The 17,260-nt window shown below is 60.8% G+C and carries 13 protein-coding genes and 2 pseudogenes; 9 read left to right on the top strand and 6 right to left on the bottom strand.

Translation table 11 applies throughout. The annotated features are described in order from the left end of the window. Positions 1-289: 289 nt before the first annotated feature. The 4 genes from VLA07_RS04795 to VLA07_RS04780 all read left to right on the top strand — a co-directional run bounded on the left by VLA07_RS04795 (position 290) and on the right by VLA07_RS04780 (position 5,614). Positions 290-1,708 (top strand): short-chain fatty acid transporter, encoded by a 1,419-nt coding sequence (locus tag VLA07_RS04795; protein ID WP_330207766.1) that lies wholly within the window; start codon positions 290-292, stop codon positions 1,706-1,708. Positions 1,709-1,925: 217 nt separating this feature from the next. Further along, the gene (acpA, locus tag VLA07_RS04790) at positions 1,926-3,620 is read left to right on the top strand and encodes an acid phosphatase (protein WP_333988519.1); all 1,695 of its coding nucleotides are present in this window, start codon (positions 1,926-1,928) and stop codon (positions 3,618-3,620) included. Positions 3,621-3,738: 118 nt separating this feature from the next. Next, complete coding sequence (locus tag VLA07_RS04785; protein ID WP_027612252.1) at positions 3,739-4,920, top strand: hypothetical protein; 1,182 nt, start codon at positions 3,739-3,741, stop codon at positions 4,918-4,920. 178 nt (positions 4,921-5,098) lie between these two features. Then, positions 5,099-5,614 (top strand): SET domain-containing protein-lysine N-methyltransferase, encoded by a 516-nt coding sequence (locus VLA07_RS04780; RefSeq protein ID WP_183785931.1) that lies wholly within the window; start codon positions 5,099-5,101, stop codon positions 5,612-5,614. Between the two features lie 6 nt (positions 5,615-5,620). Here the strand turns inward: VLA07_RS04780 and can are convergent, their stop codons facing one another. Then, positions 5,621-6,265, bottom strand: a complete 645-nt coding sequence (gene can, locus VLA07_RS04775) for a carbonate dehydratase (protein WP_095190641.1) — start codon at positions 6,263-6,265, stop codon at positions 5,621-5,623. 140 nt (positions 6,266-6,405) lie between these two features. Between can and VLA07_RS04770 the strand changes: the two genes are divergently transcribed. Further along, positions 6,406-6,810 carry a hypothetical protein gene (locus VLA07_RS04770; protein ID WP_027612254.1) on the top strand — a complete coding sequence of 135 codons (405 nt, stop codon included), beginning with the start codon at positions 6,406-6,408 and terminating at the stop codon, positions 6,808-6,810. Positions 6,811-6,922: 112 nt separating this feature from the next. Here the strand turns inward: VLA07_RS04770 and rimI are convergent, their stop codons facing one another. Together rimI and VLA07_RS04760 are read right to left on the bottom strand one after the other, a co-directional pair. After that, positions 6,923-7,375, bottom strand: a complete 453-nt coding sequence (gene rimI, locus VLA07_RS04765) for a ribosomal protein S18-alanine N-acetyltransferase (RefSeq protein WP_027612255.1) — start codon at positions 7,373-7,375, stop codon at positions 6,923-6,925. Further along, positions 7,368-8,114 (bottom strand): energy transducer TonB, encoded by a 747-nt coding sequence (locus tag VLA07_RS04760; RefSeq protein WP_115988899.1) that lies wholly within the window; start codon positions 8,112-8,114, stop codon positions 7,368-7,370. The genes rimI and VLA07_RS04760 overlap by 8 nt, the downstream gene beginning before the upstream one ends. 233 nt (positions 8,115-8,347) lie before the next feature. Between VLA07_RS04760 and mksB the strand changes: the two genes are divergently transcribed. The 4 genes and pseudogenes from mksB to VLA07_RS27115 form a co-directional block, all read left to right on the top strand. Beyond that, complete coding sequence (gene mksB / locus VLA07_RS04755; RefSeq protein ID WP_247268125.1) at positions 8,348-9,628, top strand: Mks condensin complex protein MksB; 1,281 nt, start codon at positions 8,348-8,350, stop codon at positions 9,626-9,628. After that, a complete protein-coding gene (gene mksE, locus VLA07_RS04750) occupies positions 9,618-10,319 on the top strand; it encodes an Mks condensin complex protein MksE (RefSeq protein WP_016773189.1) in 702 nt (233 codons plus the stop codon). The genes mksB and mksE overlap by 11 nt, the downstream gene beginning before the upstream one ends. Continuing rightward, positions 10,316-13,099: pseudogene (mksF, locus tag VLA07_RS04745) on the top strand (Mks condensin complex protein MksF); the annotation flags it as partial. The gene mksE and the pseudogene mksF, both read left to right, overlap by 4 nt. Positions 13,100-13,105: 6 nt before the next feature. Then, positions 13,106-13,375, top strand: a pseudogene (locus VLA07_RS27115) (CorA family divalent cation transporter); the annotation flags it as partial. Positions 13,376-13,488: 113 nt separating this feature from the next. On the opposite strand, the gene VLA07_RS04740 reads toward VLA07_RS27115, so the two are convergent. Genes VLA07_RS04740 through VLA07_RS04730 form a run of 3 tightly spaced genes read right to left on the bottom strand, consistent with a single transcriptional unit; the run spans position 13,489 to position 17,054 of the window. After that, positions 13,489-15,792: a PqiB family protein gene (locus tag VLA07_RS04740; protein WP_097086276.1), complete on the bottom strand. Its 2,304-nt coding sequence runs from the start codon at positions 15,790-15,792 to the stop codon at positions 13,489-13,491. Then, entirely contained in the window at positions 15,785-16,408 is a 624-nt protein-coding gene (locus VLA07_RS04735) for a paraquat-inducible protein A (protein WP_027612260.1), read from the bottom strand. The genes VLA07_RS04740 and VLA07_RS04735 overlap by 8 nt, the downstream gene beginning before the upstream one ends. Beyond that, complete coding sequence (locus VLA07_RS04730) at positions 16,395-17,054, bottom strand: paraquat-inducible protein A (protein WP_027612261.1); 660 nt, start codon at positions 17,052-17,054, stop codon at positions 16,395-16,397. Before VLA07_RS04730 ends, VLA07_RS04735 begins: the two co-directional genes overlap by 14 nt. Between the last annotated feature and the right edge of the window lie 206 nt (positions 17,055-17,260).

The raw sequence follows: 17,260 nt of genomic DNA, 5'->3' as shown, positions 1-17,260 counted from the left end.
AAAAACCAAGGCGCCCATGGTCTACGCAAATCCACCTGGGGACAACCCGTTAGACCATAGTCCCGGTTTCGCAAAACCAGCTCACAAAACAGCCTGGCTTGATTTACTGTTTAGACCAGTCTCCAGCCGCACCTGGTGAAAACCGGTGGGAGCGGGCTTGCTCGCGAATGCGGTGTGTCAGTCAAATCAGCGTCGACTGACACAACGCATTCGCGAGCAAGCCCGCTCCCACCAAAGCACTTATCGCCCTGCAGACCCACAATAACCATAAAAATCCGAGGTACTCCCTGTGGCCGTTGATATCGAAGATAGCCGCTCTGCGCGCTTTGCCTTGCGCTGTTCAAGCTTTGCCGAACGCTGGTTCCCCGACTCCTGGGTATTCGCCGCACTGGCGGTGATCATTGTCGCGCTGGCCACTTTGGCCATGGGCGCCAAACCCACCGATGCCGCGATGGCGTTCGGCGACGGGTTCTGGAGCCTGATCCCGTTCACCATGCAAATGGCCTTCGTGGTGATTGGCGGCTACGTCGTCGCCAGTTCGCCGCCAGCGGTCAAGCTGATCGACAAACTGGCGCGCATCCCGAAAAACGGCCGCTCTGCCGTGGCCTGGGTCGCGCTGATCTCGATGGTCGCCTCGCTGTTGAACTGGGGCCTGTCGCTGGTGTTCGGCGGTTTGCTGGTGCGCGCCCTCGCCCGCCGCACCGATCTGAAAATGGATTACCGCGCGGCCGGTGCAGCGGCGTATCTGGGCCTTGGCGCGGTCTGGGCGCTGGGCCTGTCATCGTCAGCAGCGCAACTGCAGGCCAACCCGGCCAGCCTGCCGCCGGCGATCCTGTCGATCACCGGGGTGATTCCGTTCACCCAAACCATCTTCCTCTGGCAGTCCGGCGCCATGCTGCTGGCGCTGATCGTGATTTCGATCATCGTCGCCTACGCCACCGCGCCCGGCCCGAACTCTGCGCGCGACGCCAAGGATTGTGGCATCGACCCGGCGTTCAACCTGCCACCGCTGCAACCGCGCACCCGGCCCGGCGAATGGCTGGAGCACAGTCCGCTGCTGATCATTTTGCTGGTGTCGCTGGCGGCCGGTTGGCTGTTCCACGAGTTCTCGAGCAAACCGGCGATCACCGCGATTTCCGGGCTGAACACCTATAACTTCCTGTTCATCATGCTCGGCGCCCTGCTGCACTGGCGTCCGCGCAGCTTCCTCGATGCGGTGGCCCGCGCGGTGCCGACCACCACTGGCGTGCTGATCCAGTTCCCGCTGTACGGCTCGATCGCCGCGCTGCTGACCACGGTCAAAGGCGCCGATGCGCAGACGCTGGCGCATCACATCTCGACCTTCTTCGTCAGCATCGCCTCCCACGACACCTACGCGTTGCTGATGGGCGTGTACTCGGCGATTCTCGGTTTCTTCATCCCGTCCGGCGGCGGCAAGTGGATCATCGAAGCGCCGTACGTGATGCAAGTCGCCAACGATCTGCAATACCACCTCGGCTGGGCGGTACAGATCTACAACGCCGCCGAAGCCCTGCCGAACCTGATCAACCCGTTCTACATGTTGCCGCTGCTGGGCGTGCTCGGCCTGAAGGCGCGCGACCTGATCGGCTTCTCGTTCGTGCAATTGCTGGTGCACACGCCGCTGGTGCTGTTCCTGTTGTGGGTGCTGGGGACGACATTGGCGTATACGCCGCCGGTGATGCCGTAAACCAGTTTAAAAACTGACAACATAGAACCTGTGGGAGCGGGCTTGCTCGCGAATGCGTTGTGTCATCACCAGTGGTGTAACTGATACCACGCATTCGCGAGCAAGCCCGCTCCCACATCAGTGCACAACCCGCCTCAAAATGTAACCCAACCGTCACATTCACTTGTTAGCGTCCGCCCGAAACAAACTGAAACAATTAAGCTGAACGGGCTGACAGATGAAAGACGAGATTGACGGCACTGACGCACCTGAATCCGACAACCCCACCGACACCAGCCGCCGCCGCTTCCTCGGCGGTGTTGCCGTCCTCGGCGTGGGGGCCACGCTCGCCGGCTGCGGTAACGCCAGCAACCCGCCGGGCAAACCGGTCGAGCGCCCGCTGACGCCAGCCGAGCTGGACAAGGCCCTGCGCGATCAGGTGAAAACCGTGGTTGTGATCTATGCCGAGAACCGTAGCTTCAACAACCTGTTCGGTGATTTCCCCGGTGTCGAAAAGCCGCTGTCGGCGCTCAAGCCTGCCGATTACCAGCAACGTGACCGCGACGGCAGCCTGTTGCAGACGCTGCCGCCAGTCTGGGGTGGCGTGCTGCAGATCGGCCCGCAAACGCTTGATGGCGTGACCTACCCCAGCGCCACGCAGTTTCAGGAAAACCTGCCCAACGCGCCTTTCGCCCTCAAGGGCCCGAATGCCGAAGACTTGCCGTTCGGTCTGGTGACCCGCGATTTGTGGCACGTGTTCTATCAGAACCAGATGCAGATCAATGGCGGCAAGAACGATGGTTTTGTCGCCTGGGCCGACTCCGGTGGTTTGACCATGGGGCACTACGCCCAGAGCCGCTACTCGCTGCGCCTGTGGGATGTGGCGCAGGAATTCGTGCTGTGCGACAACTTCTTCCAGGGTGCTTTCGGCGGCTCGTTCCTCAACCACCAGTACCTGATCAGCGCCACCGCGCCGTTCTATCCGGACGTAGCCAATTCGGTGGCCAAGTCACAGATCGCCGCCCTGCAAAGCGATGATCCGACTGACCCGCGCCTCAAGCCGCTGGAGCAGTCACCGACCAGCGCCATGACCGGCCCGCCGCAATTCGGCCCGAGTGCGCTGACCCCGGACGGCTTCGGCGTCAACACCCTCGCCCCGCCGTACTGGCCGACGTGGATTCGCGATCCGGAGCGTCCGGCGTACTCCAAGCCGGATCTGCCCAATGTGATGGTGCCGCAGACCCACGAGCATATCGGCGACAAACTGTCGAAGAAGAATGTCGACTGGGCCTGGTATGCCGGCGCCTGGCAGGCGACGCTGGAGCAGTACAAGGACTCGGGCGGGATTCCGAAGATCCCCAACTTCCAGTACCACCACCAGCCGTTCAACTACTTCAAGCAGCAAGGCCCGGAGAACCCGCAAGAGCGCAACAAACGCCTGCGCGATGCCGGCCTGGGCGATGAGTCGAGCAGCAACAAGTTCTTCGCCGATGCCGAGGCCGGCAAGCTGCCGGCGGTAACTTTCTACAAACCGCAGGGCAACCTGAACATGCACGCCGGTTATGCCGACGTGGCTTCAGGCGACCGGCACATCGTCCGCGCCCTGAAGGTGCTGCGCGAAAGTCCGCAGTGGAAAAACATGGTGGTGGTCGTGACGGTCGATGAAAACGGCGGCTGGTGGGATCATGTGGCGCCACCCAAGGGCGATCGCTGGGGCCCGGGGTCGCGGGTGCCGGCGCTGGTGGTGTCGCCATTTGCCCGCAAAGGCACGGTGGATCACACGGTTTACGACACGGCGTCGATCCTGCGCCTGATCACCCGAGTGTTCCAACTGGAAACCCTCGACGGCCTCAAGCAGCGCGATGAGGCAATGATCGCCCGTGGCCAGAAACCGATGGGCGATCTGACCAACGCCCTGCATTTTCAGGCCTGAAAACCCCGTCCTGCGGGCTGACGCAAAAATCCGTGAATGACCGCTTCTCTGTGCAACACGGCTGATCCAATATGAAGCGCCCCGAACCCGGGGAACCCACGCTGAAAAGGATCTGAGCATGTTCAAACTCGCAGGATTTACCCCCGCAGTTCTTACCCTCGCCGCGCTCACCCTGAGCGCGGCTGCCCACGCCGATGTCGACCTGAAGCTGGGCAGCACCGAGCGCGTCACCCGCCTCTTCGCCTACCCCAACAATTGCAGCGTGATCTGTTATCGCAACTGGTCCCTGGAGCAGACCGTCGCCCATTACCTGAGCCAGAGCGTGCAGCGCGATGGTTACAGCAATGCCAAGGTGTTGGTGAAGAACGATAACGGGCAGATTTACGCCGAGATCAGCGGCGTGCCCAAAGGTTACGACAAGCCGCTGTCGGCGCTGCTCGATGCCGGTGATCTGGCCTATAACGGCGCCAGCAAGCTCAATGCCGATGGCAAATGGGCGTACAGCTGGTATCTGTTCCTGCCGCTGGGCATGGCCCTGGAAAACCGCAAGAGCGTCGAACTGCTGCACTTCCCGCCGGACTATTCGCTGACTCAGGCGCAGGATTACCTGCGCTCGAACACCACCGACCGCTGGGCCACGCTGCTGACCGTCAACGGCATTCCGGCCGAGCAGACGCCGGCCTATCAGACCATCATCGACATCGCGCCAATCGCCGCGCCGTCCAACGCCGGCAGTGATCTGGAGGGCGTCTACGACTACTTCAAGGATTATCAGACCACGCTGGTCAAGCAGTTCAGCCAGACCAGCGCCGGCACCACTCTGCCGATGGTCGCGTTCGGTGCGCCGGTGCGTAACTGGATCAAGCAGCAATACGGCCCGACCGTGGCCGTATTGGGTCTGGCGACCATCAGCCCGAGCGCGGGGGTGAACGTGCCGGTGCTGGGATCGAACCATCCGAGCTACATCTGGTACGCCGCCGACCCGGCCAGCTATGACGGCGATGAGGCCAAGGCCGATGCCGCCGGTTTGAAGGTCATGGGTCAGGACTTGAGCGCCGCTTGCTGGCAAGCCGGGATGGGCAGTAAACCGGGCACCGATGCGAAAGCCCTGCTCAACAGCTGCACGCAGACCTGGCAAGTGACGCAAAAGGGCAAGACCTGCGAACTGTTCTACACCTCGATCCGCAACCTGACCCCGGCACAGGCCGCCGCCAAGTGCTCGACCACGCCAATCAAGGCCCAGTTGCAACAGCTTCAGGGCGAATTGCCGGCCACCGCCGTTCCTGCACCACACCTCTGATCCGCTGAAAAAGCTTCCCGTGTCAGTCAATGCTGACGCGGGGAGCAGCCAATCACGCCTGTCAGATCTGACAGTAGACAGTTTGAGGGATACACCGGAATATTGGATCCAAACATGTTGCAGCGCTGACAGGACGTCAGACCAGGGAAGTCGCAGCATTTGGCCGACAGGGAACGTTATGAATAATCAGGCCCATCAACACAACATCCCACGCGACGCACCCGGGATCTATCCGTTTGCCGGATTGCCGGTGCGTCTGGGTTTCCCATCCACCGAGGATTTCGAAATCGTGCAGGACCACCACGGTCACGCGGCAGTCGTGGCGCGCCGGGCGTTCTTGCGCATCACCCGGATGTGTCGGGTATCCGGGCAACTGTTGCCCTATCGCTGCCGACAGACGCGTCAGTTACTCGCCGGCATCCACCTCTACGACCCGCGCTTTTGCGGGTTGCTCGAACACGCCTGCGATCCGAATGTGTTTCTGGACATGAGTGAGCTGTGGCTGTGGGCACTTCGCGACATTCAGCCGGGTGAACGCCTGACCATCGACTTCGCCGCCACCGAAGACCGTTTGCTGCAACAGTTCGCCTGCACTTGCGGCTCGCCGCGCTGTCGGGGGTGGATCACCGGCTACGATGAACCACCCACGATCGAGGGCCAGCAGTTTTTGCAACGCTGGCGGCATCCACACTGATCGGGATTACACCGCCCCGACCGGACGCAGACGGTATTGCGGCGGCAGTTGCTCGAAACCGCTGATGGTGGTGTTCAGGCTTTTCCAGCGACCGTCCTTGATGCCGTAGATGCAGCCGTGAATCGACAGGCTCTGGCCGCGGTGCCAGGCGTTCTGGATGATGCTGGTGTGGGCGACGTTGGCCACTTGCTGGACGACGTTGAGTTCGCACAGCCGATCGACCTGCTCTTCCTCGGTCGGCAGCTTGGCCAGTTCTTCACGTTTTTCGTAGTACAGGTCGCGAATCGAGCGCAACCAGCCATCGATCAGACCAAACTGGCGATCCTGCATCGAGGCGCGCACACCGCCGCAGCCATAGTGGCCGGTAACCAGGATGTGTTTGACCTTGAGCACATCAACCGCGTACTGGATCACCGACAGGCAATTGAGGTCAGTGTGCAGCACCACGTTGGCGACATTGCGGTGTACGAACAGATCGCCCGGCAGCATGCCGACGATCTCGTTGGCCGGCACCCGCGCGTCGGAGCAGCCGATCCACAGATATTCCGGGGTCTGCTGGCGCGCCAGCTTGGCGAAGAAATCCGGGTCTTCCTTGGTGATCGCGTCAGCCCAACGCTCGTTGTTATCAATCAGGTCTTGTAAGTCGTGCATGGTTAAGGCCTCAAGAAAGATGCGCAGGTATGACAGACGACCGCCCGTCGGGGTCACGCAAGAACCGCAGGTGTTTTTCTTTGGAATTCTCGGGTGCCCGGTGAGTCCACTCAGTAAGGCCCACAGTATGAGGATTTGCCATGACTGATTCACGACGTCCGTTCGATGCGGTGCAACCGGAACCCATCGATGACAACGAAGACCGCATGGGCTCGGTGCATGAGCTGGATTTCGATGAAGACGAACCCAGCGCGAAAATCGGTGACGAGATTCCGGAACGTGAACGCGAGCAACTGATGCCCGCTGAACGGGTGCGCGAGGCCGGGCTTACCGGTGCATCGACGGCTGATCATGAACCGACCGACGATGACTTGAGCCCGGAAACACTGATTCACGAGGATGGCGCACGCGATGCCGAAGAGGCTGGCGAGGGCAATCAGGCCGATTGGGATCTGAGCATTGTCGATGAGGATGACATCGGCGGCGGCAATGGTCTGGATGAGGCGGAGCTGGCGCGGCGAGATCCGCTGGATGGCAATCGCTGATCTGTATTGCCTGTAAGGACGCCTTCGCGAGCAAGCCCGCTCTCACAGGGAATTGAGACTCGGCTCAAAACCAATGTGGGAGAGGGCTTGCTCGCGAAGCTTTTAAACAAGATCAGTCGACCAGAGTGCAGGCCATCACTACGGCGTCTTCGCGCCCGCCCACCGCCGGATAATAATCGCGACGCCGGCCAATCTCATTGAAACCATAGCGCTCATACAACTTGAACGCTGCGGTATTACTGTCGCGCACTTCCAGGAAGCATTCCCGGGCAGAGGCCGCATATGCCCGCGACATCAGATGCTCGAGCAGCGTCAGCCCCAGCCCCCGTCCCTGATTCTCCGGTTTGACCGTGATGTTCAGCAGGTGCGCCTCGTCGAGAATGATCTGCACCACCCCGTGGCCGACCTGCTGCTGGCCTTCGAACATCAGCCAGATCTGGTATTTGCCCAGCCCGTCGAGAAAAATCCCCCGAGTCCAGGGATGGCTGTACGCCGCGTATTCGATCTTCAATACCGCGTCCAGGTCCGCCTCGGTCATCGGGCGGAACGATACAGCTTCACTCATTCGATGGTTTCCAGCGCGCCATCAGCCGACGCATGGCTTGCCACACAGCGGCTTTGCGCTGTGGCTCTTCCATTAACAATTCCAGACCGGGGATGGCCCAGGCCAGGCCCAGGCCTTCGATCTGCAATTCACTATTGAACGCTTCGGCGTCCGCTTCACCGGCAAAGCGTATTGCCGGAAGGCCGATCAGCCACAGGCAGGCGCAGGGTGCCGCTTCCATCTGTACCGAGAGGAAACCCTGAACAAAGTCGCGCGCCGCTTCCGGGCCCTGATCCATGGTGCCGCGGTTCAGCCACGGCCAGCGCACCGGCTCGCCGACGATTTGTGGCGCATCCGGCAGACCGGCGGCGCGCAACATGTCTTTAAGCAGCAGATAGGCCGGATCGCGGCTCTGGAACGCTTCGCCTGTGGGTAACTCGACCAGCAGCAGGCAAGCCCCGGCGCGCAGCAATTGCAGGGCAAAACGCGGTGGCGGCACGGGCGCCGGCTTGGCGACAACCGGCGCCTCTTCGACCTCTTCCACCGGTTTGGCGCCATTGCGGGTACTGGCGAGCGACGGGCGTGGCACTTCGATCTTCGGCCGTTCGACCGGACGGGCGGCAGGCTGCACCGGAGCTTCGGCCTGCACAACCGGCATCACCACGACCTCTGGCTCAGGCTCGGGCATGTCCAGCAGCTCGGGCCGCGACGGGGCGGCGAAAGGCAATTCGGTGCGCGGCAGCCAGTTGACCACCTGCATGGCGTTCAAATAGGCGCGGCGGCGGGACTCGATAAGCAAAGGGTCGGCCACTTGTGGATAACTGAAGTGGGCTGATTCTACAGCCCTTCGTTCAAGATCGCTTGCTGTTGATCGATAGCCTTTACCTGGGCTCGCTCCCTGAGAAAATGCGACAGCCCGTCCCGAGAGTGAATCGCGCCCCTCGTGATGCAGTACAATCGCGGCTTTTAATCGCCAACCAGCCGGCCATTCCGATGATCGAACCCAAGCGCGTCTTGCGCGCCCTCGCTGAACACTGGGCACTTCTGGAGCCACTGTGCGAGCACTTCGACCAAGGCACCCTGAGCCTCAACGAACTGCGCGCGCAACTGGCCGCCCAACAACTGGACAGCACGCCGCAGGACATCACCAGCCTGCTCGACGTGTGGATTCGCCTGGACATTCTGGTGCCCGTGGCGAAAAGCCCGAACCGTTTCGAGCTCAACGCGCAGATCCACGACTTCCTTGCCTACCTGCGCCGTGAGCACCGTCTGGGCCTGTGCCTGGAAATCGAAGCCTACTTGCGTCACCTCGAACGTCTGGCCGGCTACATTCAGGACGCGTTCGATGTGCGCGACGGCAACGACCTCGCCCGTCAGCTGCGTTTGCTCGACATGCGCGTGCGCGACGTGCTGAAGAAACTCGACAACGACGAGCAGGCCCTGGTCGCCGTGGCCGAACGGGCCAAGACCAGCGACCGGCAGATTCCGCTGCGTCAGCGATACGCCGAAGTGCTGGCGACCTGGGACGAATACGTCGAGCCGATGATCGATCTGGTGAATGCCGACGGAGCCTTCGAACAAGGCGTGCGCAAGGTCGAAACCGTGCTGCTGAAGATGCTCAGCGAACAGCAGCGCCTCGGCCATCTGGTCGATGACGACATGCTGCTGCGCACCCACGCGCGCATCCTCGAAATGCAGACCAGCGCCCAGTTGACCCTGCGCCACGCCCGCGAACTGCTGCTGCCGCTGCGTGAAGAGGCGCGCCGGCACAACGCCGTGACCCGTGGTGCAGCGCTGGCGCTGGCGGCGATTCGCCGCAAAGGCATCGACGCCGTGCCGCAAGCGGCGATGCCGCTGTTCACCCGGCCGCAAAGCACCTTCCTCGGCAGCGCCAGTCAGGTCGAGGCCTACGTCTACGCCCTGGCGCGTTTCGAGCCGAAACCGGCGCGCTTCCCCAAGGCGCACAAGACCCAGAAATCCGGCGATGCCCCGCGTGCACCGCGCACCGTGCGCGAGATGGTCGAGCGTTGCGAAGAGTCCCTGCCGATGCCGGATCTGATGACCTGGTTGCTGGAGCAGGAACCGGACGGCGCCACCGACGAATTGCTCTACTGGTTCTCGCGTCTGTCGCGGGAAAAACGCTTCACCCGCGAGCGTCTGGAACGCCGCGAATACCACACTCACGAGCATCAGGTCAGCCTGCGCTCCTTCGCCCTGCTCTCGGCCCGCGACTCCGCCGCCGAGGATTCTGCGAGCATCCCCAATGCATCTTGATCTATCCGAACTGTCCCAACTGGCGCCGATCTTCCGCGAGCTGTTCAAGGGCTATCACGTCAGCCGCCGCGACCCGGAACTGTACGCGCAACTGTCAAACTTCCAGGATCAATACCGCACGCTGTTCAAGGCGCTGGGGTTCGAACTGGTCTGCGACACCCGTGGGTTCTATTACTTCGTGCCGGACATGGCCGCTGCGGCGGTGAACAAGACTGCTCAGCGTCTGGCGCTGTTCACCTTCATTCTCGTCGAGCATCTGGCCGATCAGGGCCGCGATCCGATCGCCGTGCTCGACGGTGGCAGCCTCGGCCGTGAAGAGCTGCCGTCGTTGCTGGACAAATACCGCGACCTGTTCATCCAGGCCGAAGTGCAGACCGTCGAAGAACTCGAAGAAAAAATCATGCGCCGCATGACTCAGCTCGGTTTCGCCGGCGAAGAAAACGGCGTGTACCGTTTCCTGCCGCCGATGCACCGTTTCCTCGATGTGTGCTTGTCGGTGCAGCAGGACCGCGATCTGGCGGCCAGCGTACACAGCGTGCTGCCGCTGCCGGCACCGGTGCTGATCGACGAAGAAGCCGAAGCCAAATTCCTCGAGACCGACGATCCGCTCGATCTCAGCGAGTTTGAAGAAGAGAGCGAAGAAGACGCACTGGCCCGGGCCATTGCCGAAGAACAGGAGTCCGACGCATGAGCCAGGAACGCTACGGCATCCGCCGCTTTGCCCTTTTGAACACTGCCGGTTACAGCCTCGGCCTGTTCCCGCTGGAAGAACCGCTGTCGGTCTACGGCGCGAACAACCTCGGTAAATCCGCCTCGATCAACGCTCTGCAGTTCCCGATTCTGGCGCGCATGTCAGACATGAGTTTCGGCAAGTACAGCTTGGAACAATCGCGGCGTTTCTACTTTGCTTCCGACACCAGCTACATCCTCGTCGAAGTCAATCTACCGCACGGCCCGCACGTGATCGGCGTGGTCGGGCGCGGCCCGGGTGGTGGTTTCGGTCACCAGTTCTTCGCCTACGCCGGCAAGCTGGATCTGGCGCATTACCAGAAGAACGACACCTGCCTGCGGCAGAAAGAGCTGTTCAGCAACCTTGAGAAAGAAGGCCTAAAAGCCTACGAACTCAAGCCGGACGAACTGCGTCGTTTGCTGGTGGGCGGTCACACCTCGATCCCGCTGGATCTGACCCTGATTCCGCTGCGCTCCACCAGCGAGCAGAGCCTGAAGACCTTCCGCGCGCTGTTCATCAACCTGCTGCACATGCGTGAAATCACTGCGGCCAAGTTGAAGCAACTGTTCCTCGATGCCTTCGAGCACAGCCTGCGTTCCGGCAGCGTCGACTACATCGCCGCGTGCGAAGAAGCCTTCCGCGATGTGCGCCGGATGGAGCAGGACTACAACTCGCTGGTCGCCGCCGGCCCACTGGTCGAAGCCTTGGCCAACGGCGTAAAACAGCGCGACGTGCTGCGCGGCAAACTGCATCGCCTGTCGCCGCTGCTCGACTCGTTGCTCGGCACCTGGTCGGACTACGCCAATGCACGCAAGGAAGAACTGACGATTCAGGCCGAACACTACCGTCGCGAGCAGGATGATCTGCAAAACGATCAGCGCGGTGGCACCCAGGAGCTGATGCGTCTGGAGCGGGAAATCTCCGGCATCCAGCGCTGGCTCGGCGAGTTGTCGGTGCTGAAGAACCGCTTCGCGCTGGTCGATGACGTCAAAGTGCTGGAGCAACAACTGCTCGCCGCCAAGGACGCGCACGACGAACTGGCTGGTGCGCTGGCACAGTCCCGGCAGTTCAGCGCCGAGGATCTGGAAGAGCGTCTGCGCGATCTGGAAAAACGCCTGAAGTCGGTGAAGCAGCAACTCGATCACGCCGACAACAACAGCTACGCCCGCCTGCGTGAGGAATTCTCGCAGCAGGACGTCGAGCGCCTGATGCGTCTGTTCAACAGCGCGCTATTCAGCCTGCCGCTGGGCGAGCACGGCATCACCCTCGACGAAGATGGCGAGTGGGTCAAATCGGTCGAGCTGATCCTCGATGGCTTCAAGGGCGAGCGTTTCGAAGTGCCGGGGCTGTCGATCGACATCTCGCACATCGAGCCGCCGGCTCTGCAAGCGCTGGCCGACCGCGCCGCGCTGCGTGACCAGAAAGAACGTCTGGAAAAAGAGCTCAAGCAACTCAAGACCCAGCAAGCCGTGGCCGCCGACCGCGCCGCGAGCAAGACCCAGACCGAAGCGCTGTACCAGCAAGTGCTGGATGCGCAGAAAGCCCTGGAAGATTTCCGTCGCACCCAGACCCTGAGCGCCGAAGAAGGCGACAAGCTTGAGCAGTTGGCGCAGATGGAAGCGGCGCAGGACGAACTCAAGCGCTCCAGCGATGCGTTCACCGAGCGCGTCCAGCAACTGTCGGCCAAGCTGCAACTGGTCGGTCGGCAGATCGCCGACATGGAAGCCAAGCAGCGCACTCTCGACGACGCCCTGCGCCGTCGTCAGCTGCTGCCGGCGGATCTGCCGTTCGGTACGCCGTTCATGGATCCGGTCGACGATTCGATGGACAACCTGCTGCCGCTGCTCAACGACTATCAGGACAGCTGGCAAGGCTTGCTGCGCGCCGACGGTCAGATCGAAGCGTTGTATGCGCAGGTGCGCCTCAAAGGCGTGGCCAAGTTCGACAGCGAAGACGACATGGAGCGCCGTCTGTCGCTGCTGATCAACGCTTACGCGCACCGTACCGACGAAGCCCTGACGCTGGGCAAGGCGCGACGTGCGGCGGTCACCGACATCGCCCGGACCCTGCGCAACATCCGCAGCGACTACGACAGCCTCGAACACCAACTGGCGCTGTTCAACCGCGAGATCAACAAGCGTCAGGTGTCCAACCTGCAGAGCTTCCGCATCGTCCTCGCGCCGAACAAGGAAGCGCTCAAGCACATCGATCAGATCATCCACAGCGCCGGTCAGTACGAAGAAGGCGAAACCCTGTCGGTGTTCGATCTGAGCCAGAGCGCGGAACAGGACAACAAGAACGAAGAGGCCAAGGAGTACCTGGCGCGGCTGGTGGCGGCGAACCACAACCAGCTCGGTCTCAAGGACTTGTTCGAACTGGCGTTCGAGATCACCAAGGTCAACGGCCAGCCAGTGATCCACACCGACATCGACGGCGCGGCGTCCAACGGCACCACCATGACCATCAAGGCGCTGACCAACATGTACTTGTTGCTGCACTTGATGGACCGTGATCTGGCTGGTCGCGTGCGCCTGCCGTACTACCTCGACGAGGCGGCGGACATCGACGAGAAGAACCAGGCAGCGCTGCTGGAAACCAGCCTGCAACTGGGCTTCGTGCCGATTCTGGCGAGTGTGAAGCCGCAGGTCTGCGCCAGTGTCGCCATCGACCTGGAAGGCGGCAGCGGCCCGGCGGGGATCTACATCGACGAGGCGGACTGGAAGTACATCCGCCGGCATGATGTGGTGAAGGCCANGATCTACTCCACGGTGTTCTCGGGGCTGATCGATGCGCGCGGCAATCTGATGAACAACAGCATGAACAACCTGCTGCGCAAACTGACGTTGATCAACGTGGTGTTTCTGCCGTTGAACCTGATTGCGAGCATTGGCGGGATGTCGGAATTCAGCATGATGACGGCGGGCACGCCGTGGTGGATTTCATACCCGCTGTTTCTGCTGGTGATGTTGTTGGGGGCGGGGGGGATGTTGTTTGGGTTGCGGCGGCTGGCCAAATAATCAATGGTGACTTTGCCGACGCTATCGCGAGCAGGCTCACTCCTACAATTTGGAACGCGTTCCCCTGTAGGAGTGAGCCTGCTCGCGATGGCGCCCCTTCAGACACCACAGAATTACTTACCGAGCGAAATCTTCGGCGCCCAGGTCAGCCACTCATCCTCGAACTTGTCGAACAACGGGAACGTCTGCTCGGGCCGTGCTTGGGTGCCCATGCGCTCACCGTCCGGCGTAGCGAAGGCGATACCACCCTGAATCGCCGTCTCCAGCGACTCCGTGCGTACCGTCAGACCATTGAACAGACCGATGTCGAAACCAACGCCGCTGGTGTTCCAGAATCGGCTGCCGCTGCGCACCAACGGCGCGTATTTCGGCTCGATCAAAATGTGCACCAACACCCGGTCAGCCGTCTGGCCCAGTTCGTAACCGGTGACCTTGCCCACGGTGATTTCGCGGTAGGTCACGGGTACGCCCGGTTTCAGCGAGCCACGGCGCGCGGCGCTCAACACCAGACTCAAGCCAGCCTCCTGCTTGCTCACTTCCGGCGGACTGGCCAGCGCAACGAAGTTCTTCTGCGGGCCGAGATTTTTCGCCGCCGGCTGCACTTCCACATATTGCCCGGTGACCAGGGTTTCCAGGTTCTGGGTCTTGATCAGTCCCAACTCCGGCTTGACCACCCAGAACTGACTGCCGACCCGCGCAATGCGCTCCGGTACTTCGGTGATCCGCGCGGTAATCATCACGGCTTGCAGATCGTCGGTCAGATCGACGTCTTCAATCTTGCCGACATCCAACCCTTTGAAACGAATCGGCGTGCCCGGACGCAAACCATCGGCGCGGTCGACCTTGATCGTCACCAGCGTGCCTTTCTGGTTGGCCTCGTCATGGTTGGCGAACAGACGGAAGCGCGGAATACGCTTCTGCAGTGGCGCTTTGGCTTGCGGCGTTTCGAAAGCGATACCGCCGGCCATCAAGGTCTGCAACGACTCGCTCTTCACTTGAATACCACCCGTAAGACCACCGGTGAGGGTGATGCCGCTGACATTCCAGAAGCGTGTCGATGCGTTGACCAGGTTTTCGTATTCCTTCTCGATATGCACGCCGATGACGATTTGTTTTTTGGTCTTGGAGAACTGATAGCTCTGTACCGAACCGACCTTGACCTGTTTGTACAGAATCGGACTGCCGACTTCGATCGAACCCAGAACATCGGTGAACAGCACCAGGTGCAGCCCAGGTGAACGCAGATCCAACGGCGGCGCTTTTGGCCGTGCCTCGAATTCGCGTTTCGGCGCGGCACCTTTGTCGCCCGGACGCACGGCGATGTAGTTACCTTTCACCAATGCTTCGAGCCCGGTGATACCGGCCAGGGAAATCGACGGTTTGACCACCCAGAACTGCGTGCCTTCGACCAGATAGTCTTCGGCCAGAGGATCCAGCGTCAGCTCGGCCGTGGCGCTGTTCAGATCCGGATCGATTTTCAACGCTTTCATGTTGCCGACCTGAATGCCCTTGTACATCACCGGCGTACGGCCGGCCTGCAAGCCTTCGAAGTCACTGAGTTTGACCTTGACCCGAATACCGGCAGCGGCGGCGTCGAAATCTTCATAGAGACGGAACGGCAGGCTTGGATCGGTGGGCGGACTGTCCTTGCGATTCTCTGGTGTGGCGAAGGCGATGCCGCCGGCGACGATGCTCGCCAGGGATTCGCTGCGTACCTTCACCCCGGACAGGTTAGCGTCGATGCTGATGCCGCTGGCATTCCAGAAACGTGTGTGCTTGCGCACCAGTTTGGCGTAGGTCGGCTCGATGAACACTTTGAGCTCAACGGTGCTCTGGTCTTCAGACAGCACGTAGCTTTTGATCTGACCGACCTTGATCTGCTTGTAGAACACCGGACTGCCGCGGTTCAGCGAACCGAGGCGATCGGCCTTGATGGTCAGGTGCAGGCCGGGTTTGGAGTCCGATAGCGGCGGTTCTTCGGCCAGCGCCTTGAACTTGCGGGTCGGCTCGCCTTCACCGGGACTGATGGCCACGTAGTTACCTGAAACCAGGGTTTCCAAACCGGTGATGCCGGCCAGGGTCACGCTCGGTTTCACCAGCCAGAAACGCGTGCTGGTCTTGAGGTATTGCTCGACGTCCTTGTTCATCTCGACGGTGGCAATCACCCCTTTGGAGTTGCCCTCGTCATCAAGCTTGAGCGTCTTCACCTTACCCACCGGCATGCCCTTGTAGACCACTTCGGTCTTGTTGGCCTGGATGCCTTCACCGCTTTCGAAACGCACCTGGATCTCGATACCGGTTTCGTTATAGGCACGCCAGCCGAGCCAGCCACCGATGATCAGGGCAATCAGAGGCAGTACCCAAATGGCAGACCAGTTGGAGGCCGGTCGGGTTTTCGCTACAGGCAAATCAGTCATGGTCGTCATCCGACTCCGTGTTATCCCAAATCAGTCGGGGATCGAAAGTTACTGCGGCAAGCATCGTCAGAATTACCACACTGGCGAAGGCGATGGCGCCAAGGTTGGCTTCGACACTGGCAAGCCGGCCGAAGTTGACGACCGCCACCAGAATGGCGATCACAAAGATGTCGAGCATCGACCAGCGACCGATGAACTCGATGAAGCGGTACATCCAGATCCGCTGCCGCGCGGACAACGGCTGCCGCCGCTGCACCGAAAACAGCAGCAGTGCGATGCCCACCAGTTTGAAGGTCGGCACCAGAATACTGGCGATGAACACCACGGCGGCAATCGGGATCATGCCGTGCTGCACCAACTGGATCACGCCGGACATGATGGTGCTGGGATCGCCCTGCCCCAGCGAACTGACCGTCATGATCGGCAACACATTGGCCGGGATGTAGATAATCGCAGCCGTGATCAGCAGGGCCCAGGTTCGGGCCAGACTGTTCGGACGACGAGCGTGAACCAGCGCACCGCAGCGGGTGCAGGTCTGCTCGTCGGTGTCCGCATCCCGTTTGTTCAATTCATGGCATTCGGTACAGATCAGAATGCCCGCATCAATCGCCCGCATGGGCATCCTCTCCTGATAACGCCTGCCAGATCTGATGCGGTGACATCACCACTTCCAGCCAGACCTGAACCAACAACAAACCGATGAAACACGCCAGACCGAGGCCGACGGTGATGGCCGCCATGTCCGCCAGTTTGACGATCGCCACGAGGACACCCATGAGGTAGACCTCGAGCATTCCCCAGTCTTTGAGGTGGTGATAAATGCGGTAGAGCAATAAGCCGTAACTGCGTCCGACGTTGAATCGAATCGTCAGCAAAACGAATAACTGGCACAGCAACTTCAGCAACGGAATAGCCATACTGCACAGGAATACAACGATCGAAACGCCCTGCATGTCCGTATTGAACAAGCCGAGCACGCCGCTCCAGACCGTATCCTGCGAAGATTGTCCGAGGATATTGAGTTGCATGATGGGTAAAAAGTTTGCCGGGATGTACAGCAATAATGCTGCGATCACCAAGGCAAGGCTGCGCTGCACCACATTATGGCGATGGGCGTACAACTCGTAACCGCAGCGCGGGCAGAGTGCTTTCTCGCCATGGGCAAGCTTAGGCTTGCGCATCAGCAGGTCGCACTCATGACAGGCCACCAAGTCTTCCAGCGGTAAATCTGACAGCCCTTGGGCGTCAACCGGATCTGACATAAAGGCTCTGGCTCCGAAAAAGATGGGGGTTATTCTAGTGTTCTGATTCGAAAATAACTGTGCAAAATTGTTCGCTGCCTAAGTAAAAATACTTTCCTGCGGACAAAACAAAACCCCAACTGCTTTCGCAATTGGGGTTTCGGAATTTAATCTTGACGATGACCTACTCTCACATGGGGAAACCCCACACTACCATCGGCGATGCA

It is taken from the genome of Pseudomonas sp. S3(2024), assembly GCF_036861315.1.
GTDB classification, from domain to species: Bacteria; Pseudomonadota; Gammaproteobacteria; order Pseudomonadales; family Pseudomonadaceae; genus Aquipseudomonas; species Aquipseudomonas putida_A.
This window is presented reverse-complemented; position numbering and strand designations above follow the sequence as displayed.